Raw genomic sequence first — 16,052 nt, forward strand, 5'->3', positions numbered from 1 at the left:
TACGTATGCTCTACACTCCTGGCAAGACCGACTGCTCACCGGCAGAGGTTCATTATGACGCATCAAGAATCGGGGTACTCCATACCCTCTTTCAGAAACTGATCGACGAGAACAAAATCCAGGCAGCCGCTTACAGCGTCTCCCGGTACGGCAAGACGTTCATGAACGGTGCCATCGGCCCCCTCTCCTACCGCAAGGACCGGACGGACCCGCTGTTGCCGACAACCGTTCATCGCATCGCATCCATTACCAAAGCGGTTACCTCTGTGGCGATAGCCAAGCTCGTAGAAGATGGTATCCTGCGGTTTGACCTTCCCGTTGGTGCCTTTCTGGAACCGTTTAACGTAGAGCCGTTCAATAAAATCGACATCTACAGCCTGCTGACCCATACCTCCGGCCTGTTCCCTGACTGTGCGGGCGGCACGATTCCTTATCACAAGTCTTACTGGCAGCTGATTGGCGAATATTTCGACAAGTATAAGCCGGAGGACGGCGAGCTTGATTGGATCACAGCTGCACTGAGCTGCGGGATCGACAAACCGGTTGGTGAGGAATGGCAATACTGCTCCTTCGGCTTTTGTATTCTTGGTGAGATCATTAAGAAGGTCACTGGTATTTCCGCTGAACAGTACATAGAGGAGCAGATCCTGCAGCCGCTCGGCATGAAGGACACGATGTGGGAGCCGACTCCCGAATTAGCGGGGCGCTTCATCATAAGAAATGAACATAAAGAAAAGCAGCTCCATGACCTGATCCATGGCATACAACCGGAAGTACCTCCAGCAGAGAAGCTGTGGGAGAATGTATCCAGCACAGGCGGAGGACTGGTCTCAACTACTGCGGACCTCACCCGCTTCGCCAATATGCTCCTCTTCATGGGAACCTTGGGGGATACGCGTATTATCGGCCGCAAAGCCGTCGAGAAGCTCACCACCCGCACGCTCTATGGCAAGCCTGATTACTGCTGGGGCAACAATGTCAAAGACCGGAGCTATGGCATTGGGCTGGATATGCGGAAAGGCCCCGCATTCCTCTATTCTGAGGGCAGTTATTTTCATGAGGGAGCCGGCGCCTGCTGTATGGTAATCGATCCGGTGGAGCAGCTCACGGCGGTATGGTTCGTGCCCTTCACGGATGATAACTGGTATGCGGAAGCCCTGTTCAATGTAACCAATGTAATCTGGTCAGGACTGATGTAATGAACCGTCTTAAGTATAACTGGCTCATCTGCCGGGCCGTTGCAGAGGTTACCTACAAGGAATGGAGTGCCTACCGCACCCATTCCTTGGTCTCTGTTATTGTCGGCCCGGTCTATTTCATGGTGCAATATTTCATCTGGACCGCAGTCTATGGCGGGCAGACTACGCTCGGCGGACTTGATCTCCAGCAAATGATCCGCTATTTCGGGGCAACGGCACTAATCGGGTATCTGATTATGGATTTTGCCGACTGGAATCTGTCGATGCTGGTGCGTACCGGCAAATTCCTCACCTTCCATCTGCGCCCGGTGCATCACCGTTCCTTCGCCTTGTTCCAGAAGCTGGGGCACCGGATGCTCGGCTTCTTATTTGAGTTCCTGCCCTGCCTGCTGATCTTTATCTATATTTTCGGGATCGATATGCGGCCGGCAAGCCTCCCCTGGACACTGGTATCTGTGGTGCTTGCCTTTCTTATGAACTTCTATGTCAATTATACGATAGGACTGACCTCCTTCTGGCTGGTGCAATCCGGCGGGATTCGCAGTGCCTTCCTGCTGGTATCGGGAATATTCTCGGGGGCGCTGATTCCGCTTGATTTCTTCCCGCACTGGCTTCAGGTCACCCAGCTGTTCCTGCCTTTCCAGTACATTGCTTATATGCCTGCCATGGTGTTCACCGGGCATTATTCACTAGGCGGCCTTCAGCTATCCCTTCCCGAAGCCGTAGGCATGCAGGCCGCTGCTGTACTAATAATGTTCGGCTGTAATGAGCTGGTCCGCCGCCGGGCCATGAAGCAGTTCACGGCGGTCGGCGCATGAATACCCGGAGGGAAAGGAACATTCCTGTTATGAAAAAATATGTAGATGTATACAAGCAGTGCATGTACTCTGCTATCCAGACCGCTTCGGCTTACCGGATGAACTTCATCGTCAGCAGTCTGATTACCCTAATCGGCAACATTCTGTTTCCGCTGGTGACGCTGTTAATCTATCGGGCGGGCACTAGCTTTCCCGGCTGGAGCTTGTACGAGGTGCTGTTGATTCAGTCTATATTCACCATGTCCAGCGGTCTCTCCAGTCTGGTCTTTGGAGGATTGCTATGGACAACAATGTCGCATGTGAGGGAGGGCAGCTTCGAGGTCATTCTGCTGAGGCCACTGAATCCGCTGTTCTACATTGTAGCAACTACCTTCTCTGTAGAGAGTGTCGGATTATTCCTTGGCGGGGCTGCCTTATTCATCTTCTCCGCTCTGCATATCGGCGCTATCTCCGCCCTCGCGTGGCTGCAATTCACCGGGATGTTCCTGGCCGGGACGGCTGTACTCGCCGGATTATCGCTGATGATGGCGGCGATGTCCTTCAAATGGGTCGGCAATTCCCGGATTTCCGAGCTGGCGGACAGCGTGCTGCATGTCGGTAAATATCCGCTGCCGATCTTCCCGAAGGCGGTGCAGGCGGCAGCTACGCTGATCATTCCCGTGGGGATGGTTGGCTACCTCCCGGCCTCCGCACTGCTTGGCCGGGCACAGGCCGGTGATTTCATCGCGGTTCTGCCTTGCTTTGTCTTTCTATGGGCAGGCATTTGGGTCTACCGGCACATGATCAGATTATATGAGGGGGTTGGCGGCTGATGCCGGTGATCGATGTCAAGCATTTAACGAAGAGCTATACTACCTATAAGCGGGGCGCAGGCATGGGGCAGACCTTCGCGAGCTTTTTCCGGCGTGAAGCGGTCTGCGTCCAGGCCGTGAACGATATCAGCTTCGCCATTGAGCGGGGTGAAATCTGCGGGATGCTGGGTCCGAACGGGGCAGGCAAATCCACTGCGATCAAAATGCTATGCGGCGCACTCTACCCGACCAGCGGGGAGATCGAAGTACTCGGTTATTCCCCGGCCCGGGACCGGAAGCATTATGTCCGCACCATCGGAGCGGTCTTCGGCCAGAAATCCCAGCTCATCTGGGATATTCCGCCCATCGACAGCTTCAAGATGAACAAAGCGATCTATGGCATCTCAGCCACGGATTTCAGCAACCGGCTGGAAGAGCTGGCAACGCTGCTGGATATAGTCGGAGTGATGGAGAAGCCTACCCGCGTGCTGTCGCTTGGCGAACGCATGAAATGCGAGTTCGTCATGGCGATGCTGCACCAGCCGGACATTCTGTTCCTGGATGAGCCGACCATCGGGCTGGATGTGATCGCCAAGCTCAAAATCCGCGAATTCATCCGCCAGATGAACAAGCAGCAGAACATGACCTGCATTCTCACCACCCATGATCTGGAGGATGTGGAGGAGTTAGCCCACCGGGTGATTGTCATTAATCACGGCGAGAAGGTGTTTGATGACTCGCTCCAACGGCTGAAGCTGTTCCTTGGAGAGAAGAAGCGCGTAAGCTTTACGTTTAACGAGTCGGTGCGGGACACCCTTTTCGACAATGACTGGACCAAGGTAATGGAGCGCCCCTCCGACCTAGAGATAACGCTTGAGGTAGACACCGCCCGGATCTCAATCAGCGAGTTCATCGAAGGTATCTCCCGCAAGCATGCCTTCTCGGATATATCCGTCAAGGAACTTCCGATTCAGCAGGTGGTTATGAATATCTATGAGAATGCCAAAAGCAGCCTGAACCGTCACCCGTTAGAGTGACAGCTCAGGCTGCTTTTTTTGTCAAGATAAGATCGGATTACTTCGCAGCAGCCAGCTCAGACGCAAGCTTCTCCGCCCCGTCAAAGATGGAATAGCTGTAGCCCCAGAACTGGTTGAAGTCAATCTTATAGATCGCTTTGTTCCGGATCGCCTTCAGACTCTGTAGTGACGGATCGGCATAGAACGCCTTTATCGACTGGTCGGCATCAATACCGCCTGTGTACACTGAGATCAGCAGGACATCCGGGTTGGTGGCGATCAATTGCTCCTTGCTGATCTCACCGGTCACATCGGCATAGCTGTTGGTCAGTCCCACCAACCCCAGCACATCCCCCGCAAAAGTGTCGACATTGCCGCTATAAACAGCGATTGCGCCGTTGCCTCCGTCAGATACATAAGCGAAGGTCTTGGCGCCTGTGGCTGCCGCTCCCTCCTTCAGCTTCGCCGCACGCTCCTTCAGCTCTGCGATGTATGCCGTGGCCTTATCCTGCACATCGAAGATCTGGCCGAGCTGTTCAATGTCCTTGTACAAGCTGTCTAGCGTTGCCCCTTGCAGGCTGGTGCTCTGCACGAAGGTCTTGATGCCCAGCTCATTGAGTCCGCCTACCGTCCCTACTCCCCAATCCGCATCCGCGAACAGGCCGCCGCGGCCCATCACCAGATCCGGGCCCGCGCCTACAACCAGCTCTTTGCTGGCATAGTCCTGTGAGATGACAGGAATCTTCTTGAACTCTTCCTGAACTGCCGGATCACCTGCACCGTAGAGAGCCGCTACTCCGACCATTTTGTCGGTAAGCCCCAGCTTAATCAGCAGCTCCGCCGCACCTTGGGTATTCGCTACTACCTTCTCGGGAGCCTTATCGAAGGTCTGCGATTTAGCCTTCCATTCGGTGCCTTCCCCGTTATTCGTGTGGTTCTCCATTGTTAGGGGATATACCGTCTTGGCTGCCGCAGGTGCAGTCTCCGCCGGTGCGGAACTGGCCGATGCAGGTGCAGCCGTTGCCGCTGCTTCCTTCTCATTACCTGCGTTGGAAGAACAAGCCGCCAGCATAACCGCCATTACCAGAACCGCCAGCAGCGGTACATATCTTTTGAATATTTTCTTCATTCTCTTAGGTCCCCTTTTCTGTATGTACATTAGTTATCCTGCGGGAAGGGCATTAAGCCCATAGCCTTGCAGGGGATACCTCCGTAGAATATAGAAAGTTGAGCCGCATGTCAATGAGAATAATTATCATTGACAATCGTTCTCATTGTACCTTATATTTAAAAACATGCTACGATATCCTGCTCACAGTGTCGTCTGATGAGTCAGTCCATACTAAATTCTCTAATGTAAAGGAGCCTTCCCATTGTCATGCATACTGATCTAGCCGTACCTTCACAGCCTAAGCAATCTCTCATTCATTCCCGTTACGGCTTTATGGCTATTATAGGCATCCTGTTCGTTATTACCCTGCTGTCTGCCGGGGCTGCGGTCTCCTTCGGGCAGGTAGACATTCCTGTCTCCCAATCCTACCGGATTCTGCTTCACCACATCACAGGCATTCAGATTGGAGATATACAAGACCTGACCTCCGGTTCGTTCGTGGATATTATCTGGAAAATCCGGTTCCCGCGTGTCCTGATGGCGATGTTCATCGGCGCCGGACTTACGCTGTGCGGGACAATTATGCAGGCAGCGGTACAGAACCCCCTGGCTGATCCATACATACTAGGTATTTCCTCCGGCGCTTCGCTGGGCGCAACCTTCGCCATCCTGATCGGCTTCGGCTCGATGGGGCTGCTCGGCCAGTCGGGTGTCGCCTTTTGGGCTTTTGCAGGGGCGGTTGGCGCATCTCTGCTGGTCCTCACACTCGCCAGTGCAGGCGGCAAAATGACCTCCGTCAAGCTGGTGCTGGCCGGGATGGTCATTAACGCTCTATGTACCGCTTTTGCCAACTTCATTGTCTATTTCGCGAACAATGCCGAAGGCATCAAGACGGTTACCTTCTGGACGATGGGCAGCCTGGCTGCATCGAGCTGGGATAAGCTGCCACTGATCTCGGTCACCGTCCTGCTTGCTGTTATCCTGTTCCTCTCGCAGTTCCGCGTGCTAAATGCCATGCTGCTCGGAGATGAGGCGGCGGTTACGCTGGGTATTCATCTGGGTGCCTACCGCAGAGTCTACATGATCCTCACCGCGCTGATTACCGGAGTTATGGTAGCCAGCTGCGGAATGATCGGCTTCGTGGGACTGATTATCCCCCATCTGGTGCGGGGACTGGTCGGCTCGGACCACCGCAGGCTACTGCCGGCGTCGGTTCTGTTCGGCGCGATCTTCCTGATCTGGACGGATGTCATTGCCCGGACGATTGTGCCGAATGTGGAGCTGCCGATCGGGATTATTACCGCGCTGATTGGGGCGCCGATGTTCATGTACATGCTGATTAGAAAAGGCTATGCTTTTGGAGGGAAAAGCTGATGAATCTGAACGTTGAAAGCCTAAGTGTATCCTTCGGTGAAGCGAAAATTGTGCAGGAGGTCTCGCTGAGGGTACAAAATAAGCAATTCGTCGGCCTGATCGGCCCGAACGGCTGCGGCAAATCCACGCTGCTTAAGAGCATCTATAAGGTCATTAAGCCGCGCCAGGGGGATGTCTTCCTCTCTGAGCTGAATGTGATCAAAGCAAGCCCGAAGGCCGTGGCCCGCAAGCTCGGCGTCGTCGGCCAGTTCAACGAGCTGAGCTTCGACTTCACCGTGCGGGAGATGGTGGCGATGGGCCGGACGCCGCACAAGGGGATGCTGGAGACCGACAACCGGGAGGATTCAGATATTATCTCTGCCGCGCTGCGCAAGGTGAATCTGGAGGGACATGCCGGCCGCAGCTATAACTCCCTGTCCGGAGGTGAGAAGCAGCGGGTCATTCTGGCGCGTGTGCTGGCCCAGCAGCCGGAATTCATGATTCTGGATGAACCGACCAACCATCTGGATATCAAGTACCAGCTGCAGATTCTGAATATTGTCAAAAAGCTGGATATCGGCATTCTCGCCGCCCTCCACGATCTCACCCTGGCCGCAGAATACTGCGACTATCTGTATGTCATGAAGGAAGGCCGGGTCGCGGCCAGCGGAGTGCCGGAGGATATTCTGACCAAGGAATTAATCGGCGAGGTCTTCGATGTGGAGTGCGAGACCTACCGCAACCCGGTCACCGGGGCGCTGGGCATCGCCTATCTGGAGACAAAGTAACTCTCTGCTTAATGAGAGGATACACTTAGGCAGACTAAAGAGGCGGCGGCGCTTACCGCTGCCCATTAATCTGCCTCTTTGGTGTGACTGTCCGCTGCCGATTCTCCGCTGTTTTGTCCAAGGCCGTACCGCTCCTGATAATAGCTGGGTGTGCAGCCTGCGTATTTTTTGAAGATGGCAATGAAATATTTATAGTCCTTATAGCCGACATCAGCGGCAATGGCATACACCTTGTCCTCTCCGCTGCGCAGCAGATCCATCGCCTTCTGGATACGGTAACGGTTCAGGAAATCGTTGAAGGTATAGGTCGTTTCGCTTTTGAACTTCTGATTCAAGTAGGTGGCGCTTACCCCCAGGCTTTCCACGAGATCCTTGATCCCGATTTTCTCCGCATAATGTTCTTGGACATACCCGATCATCCTGGACACGTAACGGGACGACTTCCCGGGGAGCTTAACGACAGAAGCTTGCAGTGCCTCCCCATTAGCAGCACCTGTTGTCAGCATAGCCGTGTATTGCCGCTTCATCGCCAGCTGCCCCTTGGCCCGCTTCAGAGCAGCGAGTAGCTGCTCCTGCTCCAGGGGCTTCAGCAGGTACTCGGTCACCCCAAGCCGGATAGCATCCTTGGCCAGTCTGAATTCATCGTAGCCCGACAGGATAATGTAGCTGCAATCGGCTTCCTCTACGCTCTGCTCAATCATGCCAATTCCGTCCAGCAGCGGCATATTCACATCAACAATGACGATATCCGGCCGCAAGTCTGCGATCTGACGCAGTCCATCCTCGCCATTCTCGGCTTCCCCGACCACGACGCAGCCGGCTCCCATCCAATCGAAGGTGAACCGCAGCCCCTTGCGGATCATCTCCTCATCCTCTACCAGCAGCACCTTGAACATTGGTCTCCTCCTTCCGGTATGGCAATCTGAATGTAACGACTGTGCCTTCTCCCAGCGTGCTGTCCAGCTCAATCCCGTAACGGCCGCCATACATCAGCACCAGCCGCCGGTGCAGATTATGCAGCCCGATGTGAGGGGCACGGTTATCCTGTGAATCCATGATGGCCCGCACCTCCGCAAGCCGTTCTCTGCTCATGCCTCCGGCATCATCCTTCACTTCAAGAATAAGATCCGTTCCCTCTACCCAGCCCAGCACCTTAACCGATACGGATTGGCGCTGGCGGTAGCCGTACTTAATCGTATTCTCAATCACCGGCTGGAGCATCAGCCGGGGGACGAGCGCCGTCCGGGCCGCCTGGTCTACCTCCTCGCGGTAATGGAGCCTGTCCTTGAAGCGGATCTGCTGGAGCTTCATATAGCCTGCTATATATTCCAGATCACTCCCGAGCATGACATGATCCTGCTCATTGCCTATACTGTAGCGCAGATGGCGGGACAGCGTAAGGACCATATCCTGGGCAAGCTGATTGTCCACGATAATGGCATACCGGAGCGTCTCCAGTACATTGAATATGAAATGCGGATGAAACTGCGACTGCAGATGCTTCACTTCAATGACTCTGCGCAGATCGGACAGCTCTGTATTCTGGGCGACCAGCTCATTCAGCCGCTGAAGCATCCGGTTATACTGATTCGCCAGCGTCTCGAACTCATCACCGGTTCCGATGTACACGTAAGAATCCATATTGCCGGACTGCAGCTCTCTTACGGCATAGATCAGCTTATCAATCGCCCGTGATTGGCGCGTGGAGATAATACGGGCCGAATACCAAATAACAATCCAGAGCAGCAGACTCGCCAATACAAAAAATACAACCAAAGACAAATAGGCGCTGCGATTCCCTTCGGCGGCACTTAACGTGTAAATACGCCATTGCGACAACGGAAGATACGTTTCCTTGCTGTAATACTTTCCGTCATCAATCCATACGTAGCCCTTGGAATCACTGGTCAGGCTGTATTTGTTCATCAGCCCCTGGGTCAGGTTATTGGTTGTGGCAATGATGGTCCGGTAAGGATCAGTAACTACGGCAATTTCGTTATTCTGCACGAAAAGCAGCTTCTGCAGATCCGGCTCGTACAATTGATAGATCAGATACCCCTGCACACCCCCGCTGCCGCTAATGGCCTTGGCAAATGTATAAGCGGTATAGCGGTCATGCGAGAAGCGGATAGGGTTGGTCTCGGCCAATCCCGTCAGACCCTGATTGTGCATCCTCCGGGCGATAGCCTGCAGGGCAAGGTCTGAGGAGTCAGAGCCGTAGTTAGCAGAGGAGGCCAGAATGCTTCCATCTGTACCCATGATATACAGAATACTCTTTACCCGCTGCCGGTTGTTGAAGGCATAGAACCGCTCGAACACCTCAGGGCCCCGGGTCTGCGCACTTGTGAACGCGATAACGGAATCGAGCGCCGAAGCTTCATTCATTTCCTTTATATAGGAGCTGTAGACTTCCTCCATCGCCAGCTTGATTTTTTTGCCCGCTTCTGCCGTCTGATTGATAAGCAGGAACCGCGAATTGATCATCATGAACATCAGGAACAGCACAAACAGAATGGAAATCGGCACAAGCGTATGCAGCAAAAACAGTCTGCGCAGCGAATCCTTGAAGCTCCTTTTTGCCCTCATGCCTTCCCCTCCTATTCGTCCTGTAATCATACACCAGGATGCAGCAAAGCCCGGTACCCGCTGGCGCGGGCCCGGACTACAGCTACATGGTTACTTCTTTTTTGCCGGAGAGCTTGAAGAACAGCAGCAGGGACAGTACGGTGATCACCGTCAGCAGCGTCGATAAGGCAGCCGCCACCCCATAATTGCCGCGAACCACCTCAGTGTAGACCGCTACGGTCATCGTCCGGGTCTTCCCGGTATACAGAATAATTGAGGTGCTAAGCTCTGTAATAATACTGATCCAGCTGATAATCGCCCCGGCGAATACCCCGGAGATCATCATCGGCACGGTAATCTTGAAGAACGTCCGCAGGGTGGAGGCCCCCAGACTAATCGCAGCCTCTTCAATGCTGTCATTCACCTGATGGAGCACCGCCGCACTGGAGCGGATCGTATAAGGCAGCCGCCGAATGACAAAAGCAACAATCAGAATCACAGCGGTGCCGCTCAGCACCAGCGGTTCTTTATTGAAGGTCACGAGCAGGGCAATCCCCAGAATCGAGCCGGGTACGATATAAGGCAGCATTGTGAAGGTATCGAGAACATTCGCCGCCGCACCTTTGCGCTTCACCGTCACATAGGCGATCAGGACCGCAGCCAGGGTAATGATTACAATGGTGATACTGGCCATCATGAAGGTGTTGTAGATTGCATCTCCCACTTTGGAGAAGGCCGCCCGGTAGCTGTCCAGCGAATAGCCGTCGACGAATATTTTGCCGGAGGTCTTCAGGAAGGAGGTATAGGCTACATAGACCTGAGGCATCAGCGCCAGTAACGTGAACAGATACACGTAGGCGTGGGCCGCCAGATTGGCTACTCCCTTCAGCTTCTTCGGTTCAATCGGATTCAGCGCACTCATGCTATACGACTTCCGATTCGCCACATACTTCTGGAGCAGAAAGACCGCAACCGCGAACAACACAACAATGACACTGATCGCCGCAGCAAAGCCGTCATCTCCTCCGACCTCACTGATGAATTCGTTGAAAATCAGGACAGGTACCGTCCGGTAGCCTTCACCGATCAGCATCGGTGTGCCGAAATCCGCGAATGCCCTCATGAACACCAGCAGCCCACCGGCGAGAAGTGTCGGCGTAATCAGGGGCACGAGGATTTTCCACATTTTGCGCAGACCCGTACAGTTCATGCTCTCCGCCGCTTCCATCAGGGAGTTGTCCACATTCTTCAGCGCTCCTGATACATACATAAAGATCAGCGGAGACAGCTGAAGGGTCAGCACCAGCAGAATGCCGGAGAAGCCGTAAATATCAGGCATCGTGAACCCGAATACCCGGGACATGAAGGTAGTGATCACCCCGCTGCGTCCAAGCAGCAGAATCCAGGCATACGCCCCGATAAACGGAGCGGACATGGAGGAGATCAGAATCAGAATCCGCACCGCAGCGCTGCCTTTGATTCTGGCAATGGTCATAATGTAGGCCAGCGGGCCGGCGACCAGGATAGACAGCAGGGTAACACTTACCGTGACCTTGATGCTATTCCACACGGCATTCATATAATAAGCCTTGCTGAAGAATTTATGGAAGTAGGCGAGTGAGAACTCTCCGGTGTTGCTGTCGAAAAAGCTTTTTATCAATAGCATGAACAAGGGCAGGGCCAGGAATACCAAATATCCGGCAAAAAGTACAAAGGTAATCAGCGACCAGATATCCCAGCGCTTCATCCGGCCGCTCATAGCCGAATCCCCCGGTTCAGATTGCGTTCCCCGGCTTCATCATATACATTGACCGTTCCCGGTAGAATGGCAAGCGTCACTTGCTGTCCGGTCTCCACCGCCTGGGTGGAAGCCGACTGCTGGATGACCTCCACCTCCTGTCCGTTCTCAAGCGCCACTATCAGGTGGGTATTCAACCCCAGAAACACATTGTTCACCACGGTTCCCGTGAGACCTGTGCCGTCTTCAGCCAGCACGAATTCCTCCGGCCGGACGGAGATTTTCACCTCTGCCGTTGCCGCGGATAGCAGTTCATCCTGAAGCCCCGGGATTTCCAGTGAATAACTGCCGCCCACACGAAGAATTGCGTTACCTCCGGCTCCGCTCTCCAGCTTCGCCGCAATGACATTGGTCCGCCCGATGAAGGTGGCGACGAACAGATTAGCCGGGCGCTGATAGATATCCCGCGGCGTTCCCACCTGCTGGATGATCCCGGACTTCATTACCGCGATGCGGTCGGATACCGCCATCGCTTCTTCCTGATCATGTGTCACATAGACTGTCGTAATTCCCACCTCACGCTGGATACGTTTGATGGCATTGCGCATATCCACGCGGAGCTGCGCGTCCAGATTGGACAGCGGCTCGTCCATCAGCAGCACGTCGGGATTAATGACGATGGCGCGGGCCAGAGCAACGCGCTGCTGCTGTCCGCCTGACAGATTCTTGGGCATTCTGTCCTTGTAAACTTCAATCTGCACCGTATCCAGAATCTCTGCGACTCTGCGCTGCCGCTCCTCCTTGCCCACTTTACGGTTCTCCAGCCCGAAGGCTACATTCTCCGATACGTTCAGATGGGGGAAAATGGCGTAATTCTGAAACACCATTCCGATGTTCCGTTTGCCCGGAGGAACGTTGTTCATGACTTTATCGTTGAAGCCGAGATCCCCGCCTTCGATACTGTTGAACCCGGCCACCATCCGCAGCAGTGTAGTCTTCCCGCAGCCTGAAGGACCCAAGAGGGTGAAGAACTCACCCTTTTGGATGTTCAGGGACAGCTCGGGGATGACGGTGGTGTCGCCATATTTTTTGACAATATTCTTGAAGGATATTGCGACGCTCATGTTGCACACCCGCTTCCTCTAAATTGGCTGTTCTGAAGGTTGAATTACTTCGCGATATTGGTAAACAGCTCTGTATAGCGTTCTATAATGGCTGACTTATTCTCCGCTACATAGGCCACATCCTCATCAATCACCTTGATTTGGTCCATCGGTGTCATGAAATCTCCGATTACCGCATCCGAGCGTAACGGACGGTTCGTGGTCTCTTTCCCTAGTGCATCCTGTCCTTCTTTGGAGATGAGGAAATCAATGAACTTCTTGGCGTTCTCCTGATTCGGAGAGCCCTTGACCACTCCCGCTACCGCATCCAGAAATACCGTGCCCTCTTCGGGATAGACTACCTTGACTGGAGCGCCGTCTCTCACATAGCTCACTGCCGGATCTTCGTACGTCAACGCCACCACATATTCGCCGTCCGCAACGCTCTTGTGCGCTTTGCTGGAGCCGCCCGCAATTTTGCCATCCAGATTCTCCAGCAGCTTGGCTACATAATCCCAGCCTGCCTCTGAAGTGTAATCCCCGCCCATTGCTCTGAGCATATTCGTCAATTGGGCAAATGCCGAGCTGGAGTTCGCGGGGTCCGCCATGGCAATCTTGCCCTTCAGCGCCGGATTGAGCAGATCTGCATAGCCCTTAATCGGAATGTCGCCTGCCAGATTCGTATTCACCAGCAGCACACTTCCGTCAGACACATAAGAGGTCATGATCCCTGTCGTATTCGTGTGACCCGGCAACAGATCCTTATCATTAGAAGATACATATTCTTCGAACAGGTCCGCATTATCATTGAACAGGGCGTAAGCTCCGCCGAACATAACGTCCGCGTACGGGTTGGTTTTCTCTGACTGAATCCGCTTGATCAGCTCACCGCTGCCCGCCGATACCAGCTCTACGGTAACGCCTGTCTGCTTCTCAAAGGCTGGGATAAGTGCGTTAATCATCGCTTCACTATTAGGGGTATAGACTACCAGTTTATTCGAGCTGCCGCCCGCCGCGCCTTCATTCGCTTTGTTTCCTCCGCACGCCGAGAGCACAACCACCATCATTGTCATAATAAGTGACACCTTCAACCACTTTTTCATTTTCATTCACCCCTTATCTGAATATAGGTCTATTTTATCAGCTTGAAATATCTTTAAAATCCTATTATTCGACAAAATCATCTAAAATTCGCAACTAAAATAACAATATGAGTTATGTAAAATAACATTAATTTATTCTTTTTTTAATTTTTATACAATAAACCTGCATGAATATAAATTTATTTTACATAAAAGTAAATATATCATTTTGACAATTATGATTTATGTCATATATAATCACATTAATTTTAACATCTAAGGAGGTCATTTATGAAATTTATTCACAAACGGACTCTGAGAAGCTTTACCGCCCTGCTTGCCCTCTTTACCCTGTTGTCGTTTCCCTCCATTACCCAGGCAGCGGATGTGGCTGTACCCGGGAAAGTCATTCCCAATGTCGTAGTCGTCGGTGTCGGCGGAACGATCACCTCCACCTCACCTTCCAGAGAGCTGTTTCAGACTTACGGCACCCCCAAGGTTCCCATCAAAGATATTATCCAGAGATTACAGCCCGAGCTGTCCAAAATCGCCAATGTGACCAGCACCGAGCTCAGCAACATCAGTTCGGCGCAGACTTCATCCAAGGACTTATATAACCTCACTATCGCTATCGATAAGGAACTGGCTAATCCGGCAGTGAACGCTGTTGTCGTGACTACCGGAACCAACATTATGGAAGAGCTGGCTTACTGGACTGATCTTACGGTCCGCAGCGCGAAGCCTGTCGTCTTCACAGGGTCGATGCGGCAATCCAATACGATCTCCTTCGACGGGGAAGCCAACCTGCTGAATGCGATACGACTGGCTGCCAGCCAAAAGACGGCCTACTACGGTACTGTTCTGATGATGAATGATGAATTCTTTGCAGCAAGGGAGGTTACCAAGACCGATGCACTGCGTCTGGATACCTTTGACGGCGGCCGTTACGGTGCCCTGGGTACAGTGGATGAAAACCGGATACGCGCCGTCCGTGCCCCGGCCCGTGTTAAGGATGCCGGAACGGAGAAGTGGAAGACTCCTTTCGATCTCAGCACAATCCAGCCGGAGGATCTCGCTAAGGTTGACATTGTATACAGCTATACGGAAGCCTCCGCAACACCGATTACAGCTTTGGCCAATGATGGAGTCCAAGGCATAGTTACTGCGGGCCACGGGGCCGGCGGGATCTCGACCGCGCAGCAGGCTGCCCGCAAAGAGGCGATTGACAAGGGTGTTCTGTTCGTCAGCGCGACACGCGCAGGCTCGGGGGCAGTATATGATACCGGCGCCAAAGGAATTATAGGCGCAGGCGATCTGCTACCGCAGAAGGCCAGACTCTTGCTTCAGCTGGGTCTTACCTTCTCCAAGGACCAGGAGCAAATCCGCCAGTGGTTCTCTACCATTGGAATGCCGGATTATGATATGAGCAAAATCGAGTAGGAGGAGGCGGCAAGCCTCCGTCCTCTCACACCACCGTACATGCGGGTCCGCATACGGCGGTTCCAAAAGGTTAGCAAAGCTCCAGATAACGTGAAAGCAAACTTTTCAGCCCTTTCGCTTCCCAGAAGGAAGTCGGAAGGGCATTATTTGTATTCCGAGACATTTCCCATGCGCCTCGCCTCGAGTTGGCCATCGTTACACAGGCCCACTCGGGTACCCCAAGTGCCCGAAGTTCGCGGATTCGTGTGCGCACTCGCTTCCATTGTTTCCACAGGCACATTCGCAGCCTTCTCCGAATCCATTGGTCCAATGTTTGGAGGTGTTTCTTTGCCGACGCCAGATAGAAATAGCCAAGCCAGCCCATCAGATATTGATTCAATCGGCGTATTCGTTCTTCCATTGAGATGGACCAGGTCCGGTTCGTTAGCTCTCGAATTCGCTCTTTGCATGCCTTGAGACTCTTCGGTGCTATTCGTATACTCGCCTGTTTCTGGCTCAGGAAACTGAATCCTAAGAACTTCAGGTGCCAAGGTCTGGCTACCGCACTCTTTTCCCGGTTTACTTTCAGTTTTAGCCTTCCTTCTACAAATCGGCTAACCGATTCCATGACCCGTTCGCCAGCTCGTTTGCTCGCCACAAAGATATTACAGTCGTCTGCGTAGCGTACGAAGCGCAACCCGCGTCCGGTCAATTCCACCCTAATTCTAGTACGCCCATGCTGGGCGTACTAGAATTAGGGGCTGTCCCAAAAGTGACAGCCCCTTTTATTGCGGGAACGAAAAACAGCATACATTCGCTGAGGCGCAGGCCTGAGGCCTGAATGTATGCGGAAAACAGCATACATTTGCTGACATGCAGGCGTGTGGCCCGAATGTATGCGAAAAACAGCATACATTTTGCTGAGGCGCATCCCTGAGGCCCGAATGTGTGAGAAAAACAGCATACATTTTGCTGAGGCGCAGGCCTGAGGCCTGAATGTATGCGGAAAACAGCATACATTGGCGAAGCGTCCCCCTCTCCCAAGTGCTCACGCTAAATCTTCTCCATC

General features: G+C 53.3%; 13 protein-coding genes and 1 pseudogene. 7 read left to right on the top strand and 7 right to left on the bottom strand.

The annotated features are described in order from the left end of the window. Positions 1 to 5: 5 nt before the first annotated feature. The 4 genes from NSU18_RS09315 to NSU18_RS09330 are packed head-to-tail and all read left to right on the top strand — an operon-like array spanning position 6 to position 3,845. Positions 6 to 1,199 (top strand): serine hydrolase domain-containing protein, encoded by a 1,194-nt coding sequence (locus NSU18_RS09315; RefSeq protein ID WP_341148842.1) that lies wholly within the window; start codon positions 6 to 8, stop codon positions 1,197 to 1,199. Next, complete coding sequence (locus NSU18_RS09320) at positions 1,199 to 2,017, top strand: ABC transporter permease (protein WP_341148843.1); 819 nt, start codon at positions 1,199 to 1,201, stop codon at positions 2,015 to 2,017. Before NSU18_RS09315 ends, NSU18_RS09320 begins: the two co-directional genes overlap by 1 nt. Before the next feature lie 29 nt (positions 2,018 to 2,046). Continuing rightward, the gene (locus NSU18_RS09325; RefSeq protein ID WP_341020239.1) at positions 2,047 to 2,829 is read left to right on the top strand and encodes an ABC transporter permease; all 783 of its coding nucleotides are present in this window, start codon (positions 2,047 to 2,049) and stop codon (positions 2,827 to 2,829) included. Continuing rightward, a complete protein-coding gene (locus NSU18_RS09330) occupies positions 2,829 to 3,845 on the top strand; it encodes an ABC transporter ATP-binding protein (protein ID WP_341020237.1) in 1,017 nt (338 codons plus the stop codon). The genes NSU18_RS09325 and NSU18_RS09330 overlap by 1 nt, the downstream gene beginning before the upstream one ends. 37 nt (positions 3,846 to 3,882) lie before the next feature. Here NSU18_RS09330 and NSU18_RS09335 read toward each other — a convergent pair whose 3' ends face one another. Then, the gene (locus NSU18_RS09335) at positions 3,883 to 4,953 is read right to left on the bottom strand and encodes an ABC transporter substrate-binding protein (protein ID WP_341148844.1); all 1,071 of its coding nucleotides are present in this window, start codon (positions 4,951 to 4,953) and stop codon (positions 3,883 to 3,885) included. Between the two features lie 249 nt (positions 4,954 to 5,202). Here NSU18_RS09335 and NSU18_RS09340 point away from each other — a divergent pair, with 249 nt between their 5' ends. Together NSU18_RS09340 and NSU18_RS09345 are read left to right on the top strand one after the other, a co-directional pair. Then, on the top strand, positions 5,203 to 6,309 hold the full coding sequence (locus NSU18_RS09340; RefSeq protein ID WP_341148845.1) for a FecCD family ABC transporter permease: 1,107 nt from the start codon (positions 5,203 to 5,205) through the stop codon (positions 6,307 to 6,309). Further along, positions 6,309 to 7,076 (top strand): ABC transporter ATP-binding protein, encoded by a 768-nt coding sequence (locus NSU18_RS09345; protein WP_341020231.1) that lies wholly within the window; start codon positions 6,309 to 6,311, stop codon positions 7,074 to 7,076. The genes NSU18_RS09340 and NSU18_RS09345 overlap by 1 nt, the downstream gene beginning before the upstream one ends. Positions 7,077 to 7,141: 65 nt before the next feature. Here the strand turns inward: NSU18_RS09345 and NSU18_RS09350 are convergent, their stop codons facing one another. From NSU18_RS09350 to NSU18_RS09370, 5 genes are all read right to left on the bottom strand, one after another. Next, positions 7,142 to 7,972, bottom strand: coding sequence for a response regulator transcription factor (locus NSU18_RS09350; RefSeq protein ID WP_341148846.1), 831 nt, complete (start codon positions 7,970 to 7,972; stop codon positions 7,142 to 7,144). Beyond that, entirely contained in the window at positions 7,944 to 9,662 is a 1,719-nt protein-coding gene (locus NSU18_RS09355; RefSeq protein ID WP_341148847.1) for a sensor histidine kinase, read from the bottom strand. The genes NSU18_RS09350 and NSU18_RS09355 overlap by 29 nt, the downstream gene beginning before the upstream one ends. 82 nt (positions 9,663 to 9,744) lie before the next feature. Further along, a complete protein-coding gene (locus NSU18_RS09360) occupies positions 9,745 to 11,400 on the bottom strand; it encodes an ABC transporter permease (protein ID WP_341148848.1) in 1,656 nt (551 codons plus the stop codon). Beyond that, positions 11,397 to 12,503 (bottom strand): ABC transporter ATP-binding protein, encoded by a 1,107-nt coding sequence (locus NSU18_RS09365; protein WP_341020226.1) that lies wholly within the window; start codon positions 12,501 to 12,503, stop codon positions 11,397 to 11,399. The genes NSU18_RS09360 and NSU18_RS09365 overlap by 4 nt, the downstream gene beginning before the upstream one ends. Before the next feature lie 44 nt (positions 12,504 to 12,547). Further along, positions 12,548 to 13,585: an ABC transporter substrate-binding protein gene (locus tag NSU18_RS09370; RefSeq protein WP_341020225.1), complete on the bottom strand. Its 1,038-nt coding sequence runs from the start codon at positions 13,583 to 13,585 to the stop codon at positions 12,548 to 12,550. Positions 13,586 to 13,855: 270 nt separating this feature from the next. On the opposite strand from NSU18_RS09370, the gene NSU18_RS09375 reads away from it, so the two are divergent. Further along, entirely contained in the window at positions 13,856 to 15,004 is a 1,149-nt protein-coding gene (locus NSU18_RS09375) for an asparaginase (RefSeq protein WP_341148849.1), read from the top strand. A gap of 70 nt (positions 15,005 to 15,074) precedes the next feature. Here NSU18_RS09375 and NSU18_RS09380 read toward each other — a convergent pair. Further along, positions 15,075 to 15,698: pseudogene (locus NSU18_RS09380) on the bottom strand (group II intron maturase-specific domain-containing protein); the annotation flags it as partial. Positions 15,699 to 16,052: the final 354 nt, after the last annotated feature.

The sequence above is a fragment of the Paenibacillus sp. FSL H8-0048 genome (assembly GCF_038002825.1).
Taxonomy (GTDB): domain Bacteria; phylum Bacillota; class Bacilli; order Paenibacillales; family Paenibacillaceae; genus Paenibacillus_AQ.

Coding starts and splice junctions, on each gene's coding strand:
- NSU18_RS09345 (WP_341020231.1), top strand. CDS start 6,309: ATGAATCTGAACGTTGAAAGCCTAAGTGTATCCTTCGGTGAAGCGAAA.
- NSU18_RS09335 (WP_341148844.1), bottom strand. CDS start 4,953: ATGAAGAAAATATTCAAAAGATATGTACCGCTGCTGGCGGTTCTGGTA.
- NSU18_RS09350 (WP_341148846.1), bottom strand. CDS start 7,972: ATGTTCAAGGTGCTGCTGGTAGAGGATGAGGAGATGATCCGCAAGGGG.
- NSU18_RS09330 (WP_341020237.1), top strand. CDS start 2,829: ATGCCGGTGATCGATGTCAAGCATTTAACGAAGAGCTATACTACCTAT.
- NSU18_RS09320 (WP_341148843.1), top strand. CDS start 1,199: ATGAACCGTCTTAAGTATAACTGGCTCATCTGCCGGGCCGTTGCAGAG.
- NSU18_RS09340 (WP_341148845.1), top strand. CDS start 5,203: ATGCATACTGATCTAGCCGTACCTTCACAGCCTAAGCAATCTCTCATT.
- NSU18_RS09360 (WP_341148848.1), bottom strand. CDS start 11,400: ATGAGCGGCCGGATGAAGCGCTGGGATATCTGGTCGCTGATTACCTTT.
- NSU18_RS09315 (WP_341148842.1), top strand. CDS start 6: ATGCTCTACACTCCTGGCAAGACCGACTGCTCACCGGCAGAGGTTCAT.
- NSU18_RS09365 (WP_341020226.1), bottom strand. CDS start 12,503: ATGAGCGTCGCAATATCCTTCAAGAATATTGTCAAAAAATATGGCGAC.
- NSU18_RS09325 (WP_341020239.1), top strand. CDS start 2,047: ATGAAAAAATATGTAGATGTATACAAGCAGTGCATGTACTCTGCTATC.
- NSU18_RS09375 (WP_341148849.1), top strand. CDS start 13,856: ATGAAATTTATTCACAAACGGACTCTGAGAAGCTTTACCGCCCTGCTT.
- NSU18_RS09370 (WP_341020225.1), bottom strand. CDS start 13,585: ATGAAAAAGTGGTTGAAGGTGTCACTTATTATGACAATGATGGTGGTT.
- NSU18_RS09355 (WP_341148847.1), bottom strand. CDS start 9,662: ATGAGGGCAAAAAGGAGCTTCAAGGATTCGCTGCGCAGACTGTTTTTG.